This is a genomic window from Mangrovibacterium sp. (assembly GCF_041596335.1).
Classification (GTDB): Bacteria; Bacteroidota; Bacteroidia; order Bacteroidales; family Prolixibacteraceae; genus Mangrovibacterium.
The window spans coordinates 20,134-39,750 of sequence record NZ_JBFHIT010000004.1; the positions used below are offsets into that span (position 1 = coordinate 20,134).

Genomic DNA, 19,617 nt, shown 5'->3' on the forward strand with positions numbered 1-19,617 from the left:
TGCCAGAACCAGAGATATTTAAATCAATAACTCATGAGACCAATAACTAAAATCAAAACCATTTTCGTCCTCTTGTTACCAATTTGGGCAATCTATTCATGTCATGAATCTACTCAATTCTCAGAAACGAAGTTTCAGGAACTAAAAGCCGGATTTGAAACTCCAACCGATGATAATACTCTTTGGTGTTATTGGTACTGGATTAATGACGATATTTCGAAAGTAGGCATTACCAACGATTTGCTTGCCATGAAAGAAGCCGGTATTGGAGCTGCTTTAATTGGTAACATAAATCCTGCCGGCATTGATGGCAAAGTGCCAATGTTAAGCGAAGACTGGTGGTCGCATATGGTACATGCAGTTACCGAAGGAAAACGGATTGGAGTTGATATCGGTATTTTTAACTGTCCCGGATGGAGCCAGTCGGGTGGGCCTTGGGTTGATTACAAAAAGGCTATGCGTTACCTTAATTTTAGTGAAACTAAAGTAAAAGGCCCCGGAAAGGTAAATGTACGATTGGTTCAACCTCAAAAAGAATTTCAGGATACGCACACGTTGGCTTTTTTAGCTCCAAAAGCTGAGCAACAAAATTTAATCGCTTTGCATGCAAAAGTGCAAAGTACGCCTGCAATTAAAAGCCTGCAAAAGTCATTTGATGGAAATTCGGAGACAGAAGCAAATTTTAAAGTGGATAGAACGTCCAGTGTTTCAATTGATATAAAACTGGATAAAGAACTAACCGCACGTCAAATCTCAATAACTCCGGGAGCCGATGCTTTTAAATGTTTGTGCTCGTTATATGCAATAATTGATGGCGATGACAAACTAATCGAGCAGTTTGAATTTGATAGAAGCAATTTCAATATAAATGTTGGTCCAATTGCAAAAGGGGCGCTGGCCCTTTCTTTAAATGAAATAAAATCCAAGCAGTTTAGGCTTGAGTGTACGCAATTTAGCAGTCGAACAAAACAAGCAGGATTTGCTGAAATTAGTATTTCGGAAGCGCCGGTTTTAGAAAAGTATATCGAAAAACAGCTGGGTAAAATGCATCCGACACCAAAACCCGAATGGGATACCTATTTATGGAAAACCCAGAATTCAAATACAGATCCCGAGCTTTTTGTTGATACGGAAGAAGTAATCGATGTGAGCAAATTTGTAAATAAAAACGGCGAGTTGAATTGGGATGCTCCGGAAGGGGAGTGGACCATTATGCGCATTGGAATGACACCAACCGGCACAAAAAATTCACCATCGGCGCCTCAAGGACAAGGGTACGAGGTTGATAAAATGAATAGCAAACTGGCGAAATATCATTTCGATAATTGTGTGGGAGAATTTTTAAAACGAATCCCGGAAAACAGTAAATCGGCTTTTAAATATGTGATTGCCGACAGTTACGAAATGGGCTCGCAAAACTGGACCGATGATTATGAGGTGAAATTCAGCGAAAAATACGGTTACGACCCCGTAAAATACTTGCCTGTTCTATCGGGACGAATTGTTGGCAGTGTGGAAGAATCGGAGCGTTTTCTTTGGGATTTGCGGCGCTCGGTTGCCGATGATGTGGCCTATGAATACGTGGGTGGTTTGAAAAAAGCCAGTAATGAGCACTACCTGCAAACATGGTTGGAAAACTATGGTCACTGGGGATTTCCATCGGAATTTATGATGTACGGCGGGCAGTCTGACTTAATAGCAGGTGAATTCTGGAACGAAGGCACTTTAGGGAACATTGAGTGTAAGGCTTCTTCTTCAACTTCGCACGCTTATGGCAAAAGGCGAACTTCGGCCGAGGCATTTACTGCCGGGCAAAAGTCGTATCTACGTCATCCGGCCATGCTTAAAAAACGTGGTGATTGGAGTTTCACCGAAGGAATCAATCATTTGGTGTTGCACCTGTATATTCAGCAACCCGACGACAACAGAATGCCCGGAATGAATGCCTGGTTTAGTACCGAATTTAACCGGCATAACACTTGGTTCGGGCAGACTCATAATTATTTCGATTACTTGCGCCGTTGCCAGTATTTGTTGCAGCAGGGACAATACGCTGCCGATGTTTGCTATTTTATTGGCGAAAATGCGCCTATAATGACAGGTGGTCGCAACCCGGAAATTCCCAAAGGTTATTCATACGATTACATAAACGGAGAAGTAATTCTCGACCGCCTTTCGGTTAAAAATGGCAAATTTGTTTTACCCGATGGAATGAGTTACAGCGTGATGGTACTTCCTCCGGTACATTCAATGCGTCCGGAAATTTTGGCAAAATTGGAACAACTGGTTCAACAGGGTGGCGTCGTACTCGGTTCGAGACCTGAAAAATCACCAAGTCTTCAGAACTATCCTGAATGTGATAACCAAGTGCAGAAAATAGCTGCCAAGCTTTGGGCAACAGATTATGTGGACGGGATAATGACCAATAAATACGGTGAAGGAATGGTTTTGGATGGGCAGGAACTTAGCGAAGTTTTCAGCCTTTTAAAACTGAAAAAGGATGTTGATGTACCCGAAGAAACGCCAATACTTTGGACCCACCGCACAATGCCCGGAATGGATATTTATTTCATGAGCAACCAAAGCGATGACGAGATTGAAATTAATCCAGTATTTCGGGTGGATAAAAACCTAAAACCTCAACTGTGGGATGCTGTTACCGGCGAAATAAAGCGGTTGAACGAATTCTCGAAAGTGGAGAATGGCATTTCAGTTCCTATTACATTAAAAGCAGCACAAAGCTGGTTTGTGGTATTTACCAACGCCAAATTAAATGATATTAATGCTGGTTATCAAACGAATTTTCAGGAGCCGAAAGTCATTCAAACCATAAACAAGGCCTTTACTGTCGATTTCAGCAATAAAGAAATCGGCCCGGACAAAGAGTTGGTTTTTAATGAACTTGCAGATTGGGCTGAATCAGATAACGAGCTGATTAAATACTATTCGGGCGCTGCTGTTTATACCACTTCTTTCAAGGTTGAAGAACTGCCCGGGGATGGCGATTTGTTTATCAACCTTGGTAAGGTAAGTGTTATGGCTGAAGTTAAAATTAATGGGAAAAAAGCTGGTGGTGTTTGGATGGCGCCTTATCGTTTGAATGTTTCGGGTTTGCTGAGACAAGGCGAAAATACACTCGAAATTGAAGTGGTGAACCTTTGGCGCAACCGTATGATTAAAGATAAAATGTTGCCGGAATCGGAAAGGTACACCTGGACGGTTGTTGATGATATTAAAGAAGGTGAAACACCTCATTCGTCGGGATTATTGGGGCCGGTAACGATTGAAATAATTAACTAATTCCTGTACAGATGAAAATTTTATTTATTCTTCATATACTTTCGATTACAACATTTGGTAATATTTCTAAACAATGGCAAAAAGAGACCGATGAAATAGGTTCAAACTTGTCGCATTTACCAGAATCTCAGAACCAAGATAGTACAGATTGGCGACAAGCGGTTTGGATTGGCTATACCACTGATAACCGTCCCCGTGAATGGGCCGGACGAGATATGGTATTTAATCAACCGCCCTCGGATATTAACACATGGAACCCTACTCAAGAAGAACTGAAAACAACATTCAAAAAATCATACCCTTCACCCTTGCTACGAAAAAGATTTCGTGTTTCTAAGTCGATTGAGTCGGCAGAGGTTCGCATTTGTGGACTGGGACTTCATGAGCTTTATCTGAATGGCAACAAAGTAGGAGACAGGGTGCTTGACCCGGCACAAACGTCCTACGATAAACGAGCGTTTTATGTGGTTCACGATGTGTCAGAAAAACTACAACATGGAGATAATGCGATTGGAATAATGTTGGGGAATGGTTTCTTTGGTCAAAATGTAGCCTTTAGGAGTAAATTGGAATATGGTACGCCAAGAGCTTTGTTAAGTTTGAAGATCGCTTACTCAGATGGCTCAATCGAAATCATTGTTTCTGATAACACCTGGAAAGCACAGAATGGTCCTGTCCTTTTTGATAACATCTACCACGGCGAAACTTATGATGCCCGGCGTGAAGTTCAAAATTGGAGTATGCCAGACTTCGACGATTCTGTGTGGGATTCAGCTGAAACGTTGGATGCACCAACGAGCAATCTGCTTGAACAAGAGATGGAGCCCATGCGCAAAATTCGGGAAGTTGAGCCAATTGCTGTGCTCCCGGCAGAACGAGGTTGGATTATCGACATGGGGCAAAACATGACCGGATGGTTGCAGTTAAAAGTGAAGGAACCCAAAGGAACGGCTATTAAAATGCAGTTTGCTGAATTGCTAATGCCTGATGGGAAAAATATAGACCCGGCGTCAACTGGAATTCACGTTACTGGCGATGTTCAAACCGACATTTACATTTGCAAGGGAGAAGGTCTGGAAGAATGGGAACCACGTTTTACATACCATGGTTTTAGGTACGTGCAAATTACGGGATTAAGCACAAAACCAAATTTGGACGATTTTACCGGTTGGCTGGTGCGAACCGATGTTGACCGGATTGGTACATTCGAATGTTCAGACGAATTAATCAACAAATTCTACGATGTTTCCATGTGGACCATTGAAGATAATCTGCAGGGACTTTTAAGCGACTGTCCACACCGCGAGCGTTGTGCCTGGCTTGGTGATGCTTATGCTGTGGCCGAAGCTGTAACCTTTAACTTCGATCTTACGCGTTTTTGGAGAAAAGTATCGGCTGATATGCAAACGGTACTGGGTGAATCTCCAGCTCATTTTAAAGACGATTTTCCGTACGACCCACGTACTCCTTCAAATATAGCGGTAGGAAAACGCTTGTGCCTGCAAGCGCGTCCGGATTGGGGAGCTGCAACTGTAATGGTTCCATGGTATTCGTATGTTTATAATGGCGATAAGGAGATCGTAAGAAATGCCTGGTCGATGATGGTGGGCTGGATGGCTTATGTTGACGAAAAGGTTCAAAAAGAAGGTATTATCGATGGCGGTTATGGCGACTGGTGTCCTCCGGGTGGAAATGCAGAGATGGATACTCCACCGGCACTTACCTCCACGGCTCTCTATTATCAAAGCTTGCTGGCCATGCATAAAATGGGGCTTGTTTTAGGTGAAACTGATGCTGCATTAGACTATGCAAAAAAAGCGGAGTTTGTAAAGGAGGCATTTAATAGCAAGTATTTTGACGCTGCAAATAACTCCTTTGGTTCGCAAACCGGAAACGCATTTGCATTATTCTCGCAGCTTGTTCCTAAAGCGAACGAACAAGCCGTAGCAGATAAGCTGGCCACTATTATTATGACCGACCATAAGGGACATTATAACACGGGCATTTTTGGTCACCGGCCACTATATACCATGCTTAACGATTTTGGGCATGCTGATGTAACGCATCATTTATGGACGATTACTGATTATCCGAGCCTTGGGTTTATGACCGAAAAGCATGACCTCACAACCTGGCCGGAGACGCCAAACAATTGGCCGGAGGGGAAACGCTATTATCGAAACTCGTTTAACCATCCAATGAACAGTGGTTTTGCTGCATCGTTTCACGAAAGTTTAGGAGGAATTCGTCCGGATGCAGACCATCCCGGATTCAAGCACTTCTTTTTGAAGCCTTGTTTTTTACCCGATTTGGAGTGGGTAAAAGTATCTTACCGTTCTCCGCATGGATTAATCAAAAGTTCATGGAAGCGCGAAGAGGGTGTGATTATTTGGTCGGTAACTGTTCCTGAAAATACCTCAGCAGATGTTCAGCTCGGTGACTATACAAACGAACAAATAAAACTGAATCGGCAACCGGTTGAGGACAATAGGATAACACTGAACGCGGGACAATATCAGATATCAATTTCGCAATGATCCGGATGATGATAGCGAAATTTAAGAGGAGCTTACAGAAAGAAATTAGAATTGAGAAGACCGGTTCGGAATGGAAATGAAATATTTCAGAGGGCTGGTCAACTCATTTTTTCGATTTTTGCCCACTCGTTTTCACGGAACTTTTGGGGAGTTAAACCTACTTTCTTTTTGAATAGACGACAAAAATAGAAATCAGATTCAAAGCCAAGGTTGAAAGCAATTTGCTTCGAACTTAAAGTTGTACTTTGTAAAAGATCTTTGGCTTTTTCAATTTTAAGAAGTAGAAAATATTGCAGCGGTGGCAAGCCGGTCTGGCTTTTAAAGTCACTTCGTAATTTCGAGTAGCTTATTCCAAGGTTTTTTGCAAGTGTTTTAAAGTCAATGTTCTCGTCGACTTTCTCGTTCATGATGTATTTCACCCGCGAAATAGATGACTCTCGTTTGAGCTCGGGTTTATATTGCGTGTTGCAAAACTCAATCATAAGTTGGATGCACAACCCTGAAGCCGTTCGCTGGAATCCGAATGGTTCTTCTTCGATCAGTTGGTGAATTGTTTTGAAGAGTTTTGATACGAGTTGATTGTTAAACTTAGTTGCAATTGGGTTCTCTTTTTTGAAAAAGTATTCCTTAATTAATTCATCAGCCATTTTACCTGAAAAACCCACCCAGTGTTCGGTCCACCCTGACTTTTTCAGCGGCTTATATCGATGCCACTCGCCCGGAAATAGTAAAAAGCCATCACCGGAGCGTATTTTTTGTTTCCCTGCTGATTGACTTTCAAATATCCCTTCACCGTTAGAAATAAGTACCAGGTGATACTCATTTAAGACACGTCCTGTTTTCCACGAAAACATGTAAGTGCCCGGATGGCCTTGTGCCGGATAAACCGAATTTTCAGGGTAAGTGGTATAGCCGCTATCTTTAATAACAAAACCCCACTTAAGGTCCAGCTCTGATATGACAAGATATTTCTTGAAATTTCGTTTTGAGTTGTCATATTGTGCTATCGATTTGTCAGATTCTATATTTGAAACCATTGATTGTAAGTCTAAGTTTGTGTTCAAAATTAGTTAAAGTAATATCAAAAAGTGATTTAATTTATTAAAAGGAATTACATGAACAAAGCAAAAATAGGACTGTTCGGAATTGGATTAGATACATATTGGGATCAGTTTGAAGGATTACTGGACCGATTAAACGGCTACCAAAAGCAAATTGCAGAAAAAATGCAGGAATTTGGAGCAGATGTGGTCGATGCGGGATTAGTTGACTCTCCCGAAAAAGCAAGAGAAGCTGGTAATTTCTTAAAAACAAGTGATGTTGATATCGTTTTTCTTTACGTTTCAACCTATGCTTTGTCATCAACAGTTTTGCCAGTCGCACAAAAGCTAAAATGCCCGATTATTATTTTAAACATTCAACCCGTTGCCGCTATTGACTATGAAAATTTCAATAAATTGGGCGATCGGGGAAAAATGACCGGCGAATGGTTGGCGCATTGTCAGGCTTGTTCAGTTCCTGAGTTAGCCAACGTATTCAATCGTGCCGGTATTGGCTACGAGTTTGTAACCGGTTATTTAGGAGAACAGGCTGTTTGGGATGATATTCAGGGATGGATTGATGCAGCGAATGTGGCAGCAGTAATGCGCAACAACCGATTAGGCGTGTTGGGTCATTATTATTGTGGTATGTTGGATGTGTACACCGATTTAACCAAGCAAGCGGCTGCCTTTGGTACCCATATTGAGCTCGTAGAAATGTGCGAAGTGAAAAAATTCCGCGATGCTGTAACGGATACCGAGATGGAAGAAAAAATTAAGGAGTTCCATAGCACATTTGAGGTGGTTGAAGCGTGCGAGCAAGACGAAATTGAGCGTGCAGCACGCACATCGATTGCGCTCGATAAATTGGTTGAAGCACATCAGCTGGGGTCCATGGCTTACTATTACGAGGGTGAAAGTGGGAATGACTATGAAAACATAGTAACTTCGGTTATTGCCGGAAATACCTTGCTAACAGGTCGTAATGTCCCGGTAGCCGGTGAGTGCGAAGTTAAGAATGCGCAGGCTATGAAGATCATGGATTCGTTTGGAGTTGGAGGTTCTTTCTCCGAATTCTACGCCATGGATTTTAACGACGATATTGTGATGCTTGGTCACGATGGCCCGGCACACGTTGCCATTGCCGAAGGAAATGTCCAACTGGTTCCGCTTCCAATTTATCACGGAAAACCGGGTAAAGGTCTGTCGATTCAGATGACTGTAAAACACGGTCCGGTCACCATTCTATCGGTTGTTGAAGATCGCGAAAAGGTTTTCTTGTTGGTTGCCGAAGGAGAATCCGTTAAAGGCCCTGTATTGCAAATTGGAAACACCAACAGTCGCTATCGTTTCCCGATTGGTGCCAAAGAATTTATGAATCAATGGTCAAAACAAGGACCCGCGCATCATTGCGCAATTGGCGTTGGGCATATTGCTGATAAGATTGAGAAACTGGGACATATCCTTGGGTTAGATGTAGTTCGGGTTTGTTAATGAGTGCGGATTGTGGTTTCAATTGGATTATGAGTTGCTGTATTTAATAGATATCAAACGAGTTTACGTTATGGGAAACAATAAAATAGCTTTTTCAATACTGCTTTTACCCCTCTTTTTTAGTTGTCAAAAAAAAGACCCGGAGGTAAAGCCCAACATTGTTTACATTCTCACCGACCAGTGGCGTGGTTCGGCATTGGGCTATGCCGGTGACCCAAATGTAAAAACACCCCATCTGGATCAGTTCGCAAAAGAGGCAGTGAATTTTGCCAACGCGGTGTCGGTTGCGCCGGTATGTACTCCCCACCGCGCATCTCTACTCACAGGTCGCTATCCAACTACAACTGGTATGTTTTTAAACGACTTGTATTTGCCAAGTGAGGAGCTTTGTATGGCCGAAATTTTTAAGGCTGAAGGATACAATACCGCATACCTTGGCAAATGGCATCTCGACGGGCATGGCAGGTTGAACAATGTTGAGCCGGAAAGGCGCCAGGGGTTCGACTTTTGGAAGGGTTTGGAATGCTCGCATGATTATAGCAAGGAGCCCTATTATGCCAACAACGATCCCGAGATGAAATATTGGGAAGGCTATTCTCCATACGCCATTGCAAACGAGGCAAATAATTACCTGACAGACCATGCCTCCGGCGATGAACCGTTTTTGTTGTTTGTTTCTATTGCCACACCACATTACCCACACGGATCGGCCCCCAAAGAGATGAAGGACATGTATCCAACGGATCAATTAATACTTAGTCCCAACGTTCCGGCAGAAATGGAAGAAAAAACGCGTAAGGAGTTGCAAGGATACTACGGTCATTGTACTGCTACCGATAAAGCCATTGGAACTATTCTCGAAAAACTTAAAACCCTCAATTTAATGGAGAATACCATCGTTGTATTTACATCCGATCATGGCGAAATGATGGGGGCTCACGGCGTAAAACCTTTTGTTAAACAACTCGCGTGGGACGAATCCATCCGGGTCCCGTTCCTAATCTCTTATCCATCCATTGGCAACAATAAAGGGGCAGTCGTTAATGCACCAATTAACACCCCCGATATACTTCCGTCATTGCTGGGGTTGGCAAACCTGCAGATACCACCAACCATTGAGGGCGAAAATCTAGCCCAGTTGATTAAGCAGCCCGATCCAAATGTCGATAGAGTTGCTTTGGTGATGAATCCTGCTCCATTTGGGGGTAATTATAAAGATCAGGAATATCGCGCTATCCGCACAAAACAGTACACCTATGCACGTACGCCAGAAGGTGCGGCGATGCTTTTCGACAACCTGAATGATCCCTTTCAGATGGATAATTTGGTGAATAAACCAGCGTTCGCATTAGTTCAACAGGATTTGGATCAGCATTTAAATAGCAAATTGGAGATGATAGGCGATGACTTTAAAGCGCGTGATTATTACATGCAAAAATGGGGTTATGTGCTGGATCAAAAAAAACACGCCATTAATTATTGGGGTTTCAATGAAGGTACGGGTGTCGTGCAATCGCCTGGCTTAAACTAATCACTCGTATGCGCCCCAAACGGGTGCTTAACGCACATACCAAAACTAACATGATAAAACCAATTCTTTTTATTCTGTTTTGTTTCTTCATGGTTTCATGCGGGAACAGAGCCAATAACGTAAAACTAACCGACCTGCGCTGCGAATACAGGGTCGCCCCTTTAGGTATCGACAATATTTCTCCTCGTTTAAGTTGGAAACTGGTAGATTTTAAACATACACGCGGACAAAAACAAACGGCATATCAAGTGTTAGTAGCCAGTAGCCCTGAATTATTAGCTCAAGATCAAGGCGACCTGTGGGATTCGGGGAAGACCAATTCTAATCAATCTGTAAATGTGCTTTACCAAGGCAATGCATTGTCTTCAGAACAAGCCTGTTACTGGAAGGTGCGCGTTTGGGATTTAAACGGAGAACCTTCTGATTGGAGCGATGCTGCTAAATTTACCATCGGATTGCTCTATCCTAACGATTGGAAAGGCGACTGGATTTATAAGAAAGATCAAAACAAAAAAGACCATAACTGGTACCGCAAGAATTTTACCTTAGACGATGAGGCGACTTCGGCCAAGGTTTATGTAGCTTCATTCGGCTATCACGAAATTTATGTAAACGGGCAAAAAGTAAGCGAAGGCGTCATGAATCCCGTCTATTCGTTCATGAAAAAACGCTTGCCTTACCTCACCTACGATATTAAAGATTATCTAAAGAAAGGTGATAATGTTATTGGAGTTTGGCATGCTGCCGGTTGGGCGCGCTGGGGCAGAGTAGAGGAGTATTACGACCCACCATTTGTGTTTAAAGCTCAGGCTAAGATTTCTGTTAACAACTCAGATCAAATACTGGTATCCGACACATCGTGGAAATGTAAAAAAAGCTACAGCTCATATAGCGGAAGATGGGATATTTTAGGTTTCGGAGGCGAAATTATTGACGAACGTTTACGAGAGGATGATTGGAATACGGCCGAATACGATGATTCTGATTGGGCCAATGCCGTAGTTTTCGATCAATCCACAGCCACTGAAGTTGGCGTTGCTGATATAACCTTAGGCCCCAAAGGTGCAGTGTTGGTGCCAAGTACCGATGATAACCCACCTACCAGTAAAATTACTGCCACACTTAGCGCTCAAATGGTGGAGCCCCAAGTAAAGTTCAAAGAAATAAAGCCTATTGGGGTACAGAAAAACAATGACGGCTCGTATGTAATTGACATGGGCGAAAGTTATACAGGCTATTTCGAAATGAATGTATTCAATGGCTCAGAGGGCGACACTGTCATGTTTGAAATAGCCGACCAAACAGGGCGTTCATCTAGTTATAAGCAGAAGAGCATGTATATCTTTGATAAATCAGGCACTGGTCATTTCACCAACCGCTTTAATTTGGCTGGTGGCCGATGGATAACCATTACAGGTATCAACTATAAGCCAGAGTTAAAAGATATTAAAGGTTATGTGATTACAAATGACCGCAAGCAGATTAGTAGCTTTGAAAGTTCGAGCGAACTATTAAATAAAATCTATCAAATCAACCTAAATACCTACCTCGCTAATACCATCGACGGCATTTTAGTCGATTGTCCGCACCGCGAACGTCGTGGTTGGGGAGAGGTAACGGTTGCGGCCATGTATGGCGATGCCTTACCCAACTTCGAAAGTGGGGCTTACATGGCGCAATACGCCCAATTCATGCAAGATGCTCAGGCCGATGATGGAAAGATGCGGGCTGTGATAAACGGAGACGATTTTCAGTTTCTGATGTGGATGGCTAACAGCCCAATTACCATTTGGGAAACCTACCGTATGTTGGGCGATAAACGCTTGTTGGAGAATCATTTTACCACAATGGTGAAATGGATGGATTGGCTCCACGCGCATTCGGACAACACAAGCGGAGGCGCACTTAAAATTGGAGAACAGGGCTCAATGGAATTTCCCGGTTTGGGCGATTGGTGTACGCCACGTGGTAATTTCTGGTCGGCTAGTAATTCGCCAGAGTCAGCTCATTTTAATAACTGCACTTATGCCTATATGCTCGAATGTGCTACAAGCATAGCTGAAGTGTTGGGCAAGACCGAAGAAGCAAAAACATATATCGCTCGTTTGTCCGTACAACAAAAAGCCACGCATCAGCAAACCTACAATCCGGAAACGGGAAAATATGGCGAAGGGCATCAAGTAAATCAGGCTTTTGCGCTGATTTCGGGTGTGACGCCTGAGCCCGAAAGGCAGAAAGTATATGCGAATTTGGTCGATCAGGTGTTGTATAAATTCCCCTATTACGATACCGGGAGCTCGGGACAGGCACTTTACACCCGTTTCTTTACCGAGTATGCCGAACGTATGGATTTGATTTATGGATTATTGCAAGATAAATCACACCCAAGCTATGGGTACTTTATTGAGCAAGGAAAAACTGTGTGGCCAGAGCGTTGGTCGGCTGTAGGCGGAAGTCAAATTCACACTTGTTATACCGGAATTGGCGGATACTTCATTAAAGGCTTTGGTGGTATTCGGCCCGATTCGGAAGCTTATGGTATGCAACATTTTTTAATTAAACCCTCACCGGTGGGCGATCTAAGCTATGCCAATACCTCATACGAATCGATGTACGGAACGATTGTGGTGAATTGGGAGAGAAGCGACACAGTAGTGCACTATCACCTTGAAATACCGGTAAATACCACGGCAAAAGTATATCTTCCTGCCAAGCATAAGGAGGATGTGATGGAAGGCGAAATCGTGGCTGAAAAAGTAAATGGCGTTAACTACATAGGCACCGAAAAAAGCGATGCAGTGGGGAATTATGTGATTTATGAACTAGGCTCAGGGGAGTATAATTTCACCGTAAATGCAGTGCCTGAAACAAGTTATCCGGAACCGCTCAATCCAACAAATAATCTAGCTACAATTGGTCGAATGAATGCCTCGTCCATGTTTATTCAATCAGAAAAACTCCCCGGTTTTGAGGCTTTTAAAGCCAACGATGAAAACGTGGAAACGGCATGGAAAGCTAATCAGGCAAACAACGAATGGCTGGAAATCGAATGGGTAAAACCGCAAGTATTTAACCAAATCCGTATCAGAGAAAAAGGAAATCATATTGAATCGTATAAATTACAATATCAAAAAGGTAGTGAGTGGATGGACATCATATCTGCGAATACTATGGGAGAACAAAAAGAACACCGATTCAAAGACGTTTCCTCCAACAAGTGTAGAGTATTAATTCTAAATGCCACAGACAAACCAACAATTGCAGAGTTTGACGTTTGGTGCAAATAAAATTTACAATGAAGATGAAATCAATATTTCAAAATAGTGTGCTGGTAGTCCTGTTAGCCACGTTTATGGTAGCATGTAGTTCAAGCTCAATGCAGGTCAACGATCTCCGTTGCGAATACCGTGAAAATCCCTTAGGCATTGACAATACTAGTCCGCGCTTAAGCTGGAAAATAATTGACAGTGAAAATACGCGTGGACAAAATCAAACCGCTTATCAAGTGTTGGTTTCCAATAGTTTGAGTAACCTAAAAAAGGATAAGGGCGATTTATGGGATTCGGGTAAAAACGCATCGAATCAGTCGGTAAATATTGTGTATCAGGGGGCTGAGCTTACTTCCAACCTAGAGTGCTACTGGAAAGTACGGGTGTGGGATAAGGATGGAAACGTTTCTGCTTGGAGTACTCCTGCCAAATTCACTGTCGGTCTTTTACATCCGGAAGATTGGACAGGCGATTGGATCCTAAAAGAAGATCAGCTTAAAACCGATCACAACTGGTACCGCAAAAATTTTGAGTTAAAAGACAAGCCGCAATCTGCCTTGGTTTACGTGGGCTCATTTGGCTATCACGAGTTGTATGTGAATGGTAAAAAAGTAACTGAAAATGTGCTGAATCCGGTATCCTCCTACATGAAAAAAAGGATTCCTTATCTGACCTACGATATTGCCGATAAGTTACAAGAAGGCGATAATGTAATTGCCGTTTGGCACGCGGCAGGTTGGGCGCGTTGGCGTCGTATCTCCGAATACAGAAACATTCCATTCGTTTTTAAAGCACAGCTAGAGATTACTGCCGGCAACGAACACCTAAGTTTGGGTACCGACGAAAGCTGGAAGTGTAAGAAAAGTTATAGCGAATATTACGGCGATTGGGACATTCTTCGCTTTGGGGGCGAAACTATCGATGATAGAAACCGCGAGGACGATTGGAATACAGCCGAATATGATGACTCTTCATGGCAAAATGCGGTGGTGTATGATTACAAGCAACTCAACGAAAAATTACCTGAGGGCGATAACATCAGCTTTGCGCTTAATTCAGCTAAAAATAGAACCTTAAGAGCCGAATACAGACCCATTACTGCCGAATTAAGTGCACAAATGGTGGAGCCGCAAGTGAAGTTTAAAGAGTTAGATGCTATAGAAGTAAAAGACAACGCCGACGGCACCTACCGTATCGATATGGGGGAGAACTATACTGGCTTCTTTGAAATGAATTTGTACAATGGCCACGAAGGCGATTCTGTGTTGTTCGAAATTAGCGATCAAACCGAAGTGGTAATGAACTGGAAACAGAAAAGCAAATACATTTATGGCCAAAGCGGAAAGGGAACATTCTCCAACCGTTTTAATGTGGCAGGAGGGCGTTGGATTACGGTTTACGGATTGAATTACAAGCCCGTATTGAAAGATATCAAAGGCTATGTGGTGACTAACGATCGCCAACAAATCAGTCGTTTCGAAAGTTCAGATACCCTGCTCAACCAAATTTATCAGGTGAACCTGAATACCTACCTTGCCAACACCATGGACGGTATTTTGGTGGATTGTCCACACCGCGAACGCCGTGGATGGGGCGAAGTTACCGTAGCGGCCATGTATGGCGATGCCTTTCCTAACTTCGAAAGTGGGGCCTATATGGATCAATATGCGCAATACATGCGCGATGCTCAGTTTAATGACGGACAAACACGGGCGGTGCTCAACGAGGAGGATCGGCCATTTCTAATGTGGAAAGCCAATAGCCCCATTACCCTGTGGGAAACCTACAATACCACCGGCGATAAATCGTTTTTGGAAAACAATTACGAATCGATGCAAAAATGGATGACCTGGATGCACAATGCTTCCAACTATGAAACCGGAGGCGCGCTTAAAATTGGCACACAAGGTTTGCGCGAAATGCCCGGTTTGGGCGACTGGTGTACGCCACGCGGCAATTTTTGGGACAGCAGCAATTCGCCCGAAGCGGCACATTTTAACAACTGTGTTTACGCGTTTATGCTTCAGTGTTCCATGAAAATGGCCGAAGCATTGGGCAAAAGTGACGATGCTGAAGTGTTTGCAGACCGACTAATAGTACAACAAAAAGCCACACATGCATTGTCGTACGATGCGGCCACGGGCAAATACCTCGATGGCCGTCAGGTAAATCAGGCTTTTGCCTTGTTATCCGGCGTCACTCCGCCGGAGGAAGTGGCTAAAGTTACGGCACAACTGGAAGATAACATGCTTTATCGCTTCCCATACTACGATACCGGGAGCTCGGGTCAGGCACTTTATACGCGCTATTTTATCGAGGGGGGCGAGCGCATGGATTTGATTTACGAACTCCTGCAAGATACCCGTCACCCAAGTTATGGCTACTTTCTGCGCCAGGGACATACCACCTGGCCCGAGCGGTGGTCGGCTGTAGGCAATAGTCAAATTCATACTTGCGATACGGGTATTGGGGGCTATTTTATCAAAGGTTTTGGTGGCATTCGCTCAGGCGAGAACGGTGGAATGCAAGATTTTATCATCAAACCAGCTCTTGTTGGGAATTTAGCTTACGCGAATACTTCTTTTGAATCGATGTATGGAAAAGTAGTGGTGAATTGGGAAAAATCCGGTGATGGTGCCACATTTCATGTTGAAATCCCGGTTAACACTTCATCTAAAATATATCTTCCGGCTGTTGCTAAGGAAAAGGTGTTGGAAGGAGATCTTCCGGCTGAAAACGCTGAGGGTGTAACTTACCTAGGGACAGAAAAAAGCGATGCTATGGGTAACTATGTCGTATTTGAAGCAGTCTCCGGAGTTTACAATTTCAAGGTAAACCAATTGCCTGAAACTACATTTCCCGATCCGATTTATAACGGCTACAACCTGTCCGTAATTGGACGCATGAATGCTTCATCGATGTATATTGAAACGGAAAAAGATCCGGGTTTCGAAGCCTTTAAAGCCAATGATGAAAACAAGGAAACAGCTTGGAAAGCGAATGGTTTGAGTGATGAATGGCTGGAGGTTGAATGGCTTAAACCACAGATCTTTAATTCAGTTGTTATTCATGAGGTAGGCAATAGTATTGAACGCTATAAAATTCAATACTGGAATAATCAGACTTGGGTTGACATTGTTGAGGGCGACTTGATTGGAGCCGAAAAGACTCTTGCGTTTTCTCCAGTAACAGCGGGCAAATGTCGCATATATATCAGCAATGCAAAGGAAAGACCATCAATAGGCGAGTTGGCAATCATAAAGGCAAACCCGAGTCTTATGTCGGCACAATAAAGGGAGTTGGCCAAATTCACCAACAGACCGATAGTGATACCAATGCCAATCCAACCAAATAAGAAAGTCGAGTCAGAAATCAGACAGCATGTAGAATAGATACAAGATTTTAAGTATTATCTCATTAACTGTGTAAAAATTAAAATACCGAGGGTTATCTCCCGGTATTTTTCGTTAATTTAAAATTACACTGAGAAGAAGAATTACTGGATGATGACTTTCTGAAGCAGTTTAAGTCAGGAGGATAGTACAAGATTTTACTCTGCTGCAATTATTTTATTCGTTTAAACTGAAGCGGAGAAACTCCTTTAACTTTTTTGAATGAAATTGAAAATGTAATCTTTCGGTGAAATATCTGTAATACTCTTAAATTTTCTGTAAAAACTCGTGCGACTCATGTGCATTAAATCAGCCAATTGATATTTGGCCTTTGATGAATTTAATGAACTCGCTTTTAACTTAAATGCGACTGAAGGTTTCACTGCAAACTGTAAATCTTAAGCCATGTTAAACAGCTCGTTTGTGGCCTCAAAGACAACTTTGGCTACAGATCTTATTGTTGTAATTAAGATAAAAATCCCACTTTCTTTTATCAATTTATCAGTAAAAGTTTCAATAAAACTATAATTAATCTATTTTTGCCTCCAATCACTAAAAATCTGTAGATATATCCTCAGTATGAGAGGAATTACTTTTGACATATGGAGATAGAAAACGAGGTTACAGTAATGCAAATGATGAATGGCAACGAAGCAGTTGCCAGAGGCGCTTTTGAAGCAGGCGTAAAAGTTGCTTCTGGTTTCCCGGGTACACCTTCCACAGAAGTAATGGATTATACCCAGCAGAGATACCCCGATATCTATTGTGAGTGGTCGACCAATGAGAAAGTGGGTTTAGAAGTAGCCATTGGCGCTTCTTTTGCGGGCTATCGCAGCTTGGCGGTAATGAAAACAGTGGGCTTACATGTAGCAGCCGATGCATTGGGGGGAGCTGCCGGAAGCCAGATTAATGGCGGTTTGGTATTGGTTGTTGGCGATGATGTAGGCCGTATTGCTGGTGATGACTATAATGATGTACGTCATTATGGAAATATGTTCAATATACCGGTATTGGAGCCAAGCGACAGCCAAGAGGCTAAAGACCTAATGGTTAAAGCATTTGAGATTAGCGAAGAATACACTACGCCAGTAATACTAAAAATTACATCCGTGATCTGTAAGACTACCAGTAGCGTTATCATTGATGAAGACTATACTTACAAGGCAAAATGCAGCGTTAGATATCCCGTAAGCTTCAGCAAGGTTATTATGACAACCATGATGATGAATGCCAAAGGCTCCGAGCATCCAAAGTTGACTAAATGCTTCAATGATTTTCCGGCGCACATGAAGCGCCTGGCATCAGACTGCAATGGCTTCGATATCAATAAACTGGAATTGAATGGCAAAAAAATTGGGATAATTACAGCAGGTACTCCTTACTTTTATGCTAAAGAAGTTCTACCCGAAGCGTCGATTTTAAAGTTGGGGCTTGTTATGCCGCTTCCTGAAAAGTTGATTCGGAAATTGGCCGATCATGTGGATGAGCTTTATGTGATTGAAGATGGTCATGATTTGATGGAAAAGAACATCAAGGACCTGGGTGTTTCGGTAATTGGAAAAGAATTATTCCCGAAATTCCCCGAAATGACTCGTTTTACTCCGGATATCATTGAGGAAAAACTTGTTCCGAATGCACCAAAAAGAACTGTTATGGAAGGTATTCCGTTCAGGCTTCCAGTTAGTTGTGCCGGATGTTCGCATCTCTTCATATCACAAATATTACGAAAGCACAAAATAAAGGCAGCTGCCGATGTTACCTGTGGCCTGATTGGTTGCTTTCCGCATATGGAGTCCTATTCGCTGCAAAAATGCATGGGGTCGAGTATTGCGCTGGCTCATGGTTACAACGTTGCAACAGATCACAAAGAAAATTTTGTGGCAATGATTGGTGACGGGGGCTTTTGGGCAACCGGAATCAATGGACTAATGAATCTGATATTCAACGACAGTCAATCTACAGTGATTATTGTTGACAATAGTTGTTTGGCAATGACCGGTGGTCAGCATATAGCCTCCAGTGAGTTTGGGTTTAATTACAAACCTGAAAATAAACTCGAAATAGCGAAAGTATGCGAAGCCATTGGGGTAAAAGATATTGTAACGGTTGACGCTTACGAATTTGAAAACCTGGAAGAAGCTATTCTAAAGGCGGTAAATGCAAAGACAAATTCTGTCGTGATCGTTAAAAAACCATGTGTTACAAAATTCAAACTACCCAAAAATGCCCCTCGATATATTGATCAGGATCTGTGCACGAAATGTCGGAAGTGTATCAATATTGGGTGTTTGGCTATCGAGAGTAAAAAAGGCAAGGACGGAAAGGTTGAAATAGTGATTAACAAGGATCTTTGTGTGGGCTGTGGACTTTGTTCTACTGCATGTAAGTTTAATGGCATAAATTCATAAAAATGCAGGATACAGGAAAAAATATTCTCATAGCTGGTGTTGGAGGACAAGGAATTCTCCTTTTCAGCAACCTCTTAAGCAAGTTTTATTTAAAACATGGCTACGAGCTGAAAATATCTGATGTGATTGGATTAGGCCAGCGCGGCGGAGGTGTTGAAAGCCATTTCCGATATTCAACCCAACCAATCTATTCTCCTTTCATCAAGGCTGGCGATGTTGATTACGTGATTTCCTTTGAGCAAACGGAAACGCTCCGCTATTTGCATTGCCTGAAAGATGCCGGTATCGTTTTTTCAAGCACCTTTGAGTTGAGCACTTCCAGTGTAAATACCAAGCTGGAAAAAGATATGCCCGAATCGAAAACAGAATTGATAAAGCGGTCGGGAAAGAAGACTTTTATTATTGATCCCGATGAGAACAAAAGTTCCGATTTTGATATCAGCAAAATGATGAATATTGTAATGCTTGGCTACTATGCTGAGTTCAGAGGCTATTCGCATGATGAAATGATTCAGATTGTTAAGGAAAACGTCCCTGCAAAGTTTGTTGAAGGAAATATGAAGGCCTACAAGAAGGGTGTAGAGATTGCCCGCATTGAACTCGCTGTAAGGGAGTCAGTTGCAGTAAATTGCTAGAGCATAAGCGG

Annotated in this window: 10 protein-coding genes; 8 read left to right on the plus strand and 2 right to left on the minus strand. The window is 42.6% G+C overall.

What is annotated here, in order from left to right; translation table 11 throughout:
* Window positions 1-33 precede the first annotated feature (33 nt).
* Together ABZD21_RS02665 and ABZD21_RS02670 are read left to right on the plus strand one after the other, a co-directional pair.
* Window positions 34-3,300 carry a glycosyl hydrolase gene (locus ABZD21_RS02665; protein ID WP_372772708.1) on the plus strand — a complete coding sequence of 1,089 codons (3,267 nt, stop codon included), beginning with the start codon at window positions 34-36 and terminating at the stop codon, window positions 3,298-3,300.
* Window positions 3,301-3,311: 11 nt separating this feature from the next.
* Window positions 3,312-5,837 (plus strand): family 78 glycoside hydrolase catalytic domain, encoded by a 2,526-nt coding sequence (locus ABZD21_RS02670; RefSeq protein WP_372772709.1) that lies wholly within the window; start codon window positions 3,312-3,314, stop codon window positions 5,835-5,837.
* Window positions 5,838-5,935: 98 nt separating this feature from the next.
* Here ABZD21_RS02670 and ABZD21_RS02675 read toward each other — a convergent pair whose 3' ends face one another.
* Window positions 5,936-6,874, minus strand: a complete 939-nt coding sequence (locus ABZD21_RS02675; protein WP_372772710.1) for an AraC family transcriptional regulator — start codon at window positions 6,872-6,874, stop codon at window positions 5,936-5,938.
* A gap of 78 nt (window positions 6,875-6,952) precedes the next feature.
* On the opposite strand from ABZD21_RS02675, the gene ABZD21_RS02680 reads away from it, so the two are divergent.
* The 4 genes from ABZD21_RS02680 (at window position 6,953) to ABZD21_RS02695 (ending at window position 16,464) form a co-directional block, all read left to right on the plus strand.
* Window positions 6,953-8,371: a hypothetical protein gene (locus ABZD21_RS02680; RefSeq protein WP_372772712.1), complete on the plus strand. Its 1,419-nt coding sequence runs from the start codon at window positions 6,953-6,955 to the stop codon at window positions 8,369-8,371.
* Between the two features lie 70 nt (window positions 8,372-8,441).
* Window positions 8,442-9,902, plus strand: coding sequence for a sulfatase (locus ABZD21_RS02685; RefSeq protein WP_372772714.1), 1,461 nt, complete (start codon window positions 8,442-8,444; stop codon window positions 9,900-9,902).
* A gap of 50 nt (window positions 9,903-9,952) precedes the next feature.
* Entirely contained in the window at window positions 9,953-13,189 is a 3,237-nt protein-coding gene (locus tag ABZD21_RS02690) for a family 78 glycoside hydrolase catalytic domain (RefSeq protein ID WP_372772715.1), read from the plus strand.
* Between the two features lie 14 nt (window positions 13,190-13,203).
* Window positions 13,204-16,464: a family 78 glycoside hydrolase catalytic domain gene (locus ABZD21_RS02695; protein ID WP_372772717.1), complete on the plus strand. Its 3,261-nt coding sequence runs from the start codon at window positions 13,204-13,206 to the stop codon at window positions 16,462-16,464.
* Window positions 16,465-16,772: 308 nt separating this feature from the next.
* Here the strand turns inward: ABZD21_RS02695 and ABZD21_RS02700 are convergent, their stop codons facing one another.
* Window positions 16,773-16,946 carry an AraC family transcriptional regulator gene (locus ABZD21_RS02700; RefSeq protein WP_372772719.1) on the minus strand — a complete coding sequence of 58 codons (174 nt, stop codon included), beginning with the start codon at window positions 16,944-16,946 and terminating at the stop codon, window positions 16,773-16,775.
* 219 nt (window positions 16,947-17,165) lie between these two features.
* Between ABZD21_RS02700 and ABZD21_RS02705 the strand changes: the two genes are divergently transcribed.
* On the plus strand, window positions 17,166-18,971 hold the full coding sequence (locus ABZD21_RS02705) for a thiamine pyrophosphate-dependent enzyme (RefSeq protein WP_372772720.1): 1,806 nt from the start codon (window positions 17,166-17,168) through the stop codon (window positions 18,969-18,971).
* Window positions 18,972-18,973: 2 nt separating this feature from the next.
* Window positions 18,974-19,606, plus strand: coding sequence for an indolepyruvate oxidoreductase subunit beta (locus ABZD21_RS02710; RefSeq protein ID WP_372772722.1), 633 nt, complete (start codon window positions 18,974-18,976; stop codon window positions 19,604-19,606).
* Window positions 19,607-19,617: the final 11 nt, after the last annotated feature.

Bases quoted from the DNA above. Each gene is read 5' to 3' on its own strand.
- ABZD21_RS02690 (WP_372772715.1), top strand. From the start codon at position 9,953: ATGATAAAACCAATTCTTTTTATTCTGTTTTGTTTCTTCATGGTTTCA.
- ABZD21_RS02695 (WP_372772717.1), top strand. From the start codon at position 13,204: ATGAAATCAATATTTCAAAATAGTGTGCTGGTAGTCCTGTTAGCCACG.
- ABZD21_RS02670 (WP_372772709.1), top strand. From the start codon at position 3,312: ATGAAAATTTTATTTATTCTTCATATACTTTCGATTACAACATTTGGT.
- ABZD21_RS02680 (WP_372772712.1), top strand. From the start codon at position 6,953: ATGAACAAAGCAAAAATAGGACTGTTCGGAATTGGATTAGATACATAT.
- ABZD21_RS02665 (WP_372772708.1), top strand. From the start codon at position 34: ATGAGACCAATAACTAAAATCAAAACCATTTTCGTCCTCTTGTTACCA.
- ABZD21_RS02675 (WP_372772710.1), bottom strand. From the start codon at position 6,874: ATGGTTTCAAATATAGAATCTGACAAATCGATAGCACAATATGACAAC.
- ABZD21_RS02685 (WP_372772714.1), top strand. From the start codon at position 8,442: ATGGGAAACAATAAAATAGCTTTTTCAATACTGCTTTTACCCCTCTTT.
- ABZD21_RS02710 (WP_372772722.1), top strand. From the start codon at position 18,974: ATGCAGGATACAGGAAAAAATATTCTCATAGCTGGTGTTGGAGGACAA.
- ABZD21_RS02705 (WP_372772720.1), top strand. From the start codon at position 17,166: ATGGAGATAGAAAACGAGGTTACAGTAATGCAAATGATGAATGGCAAC.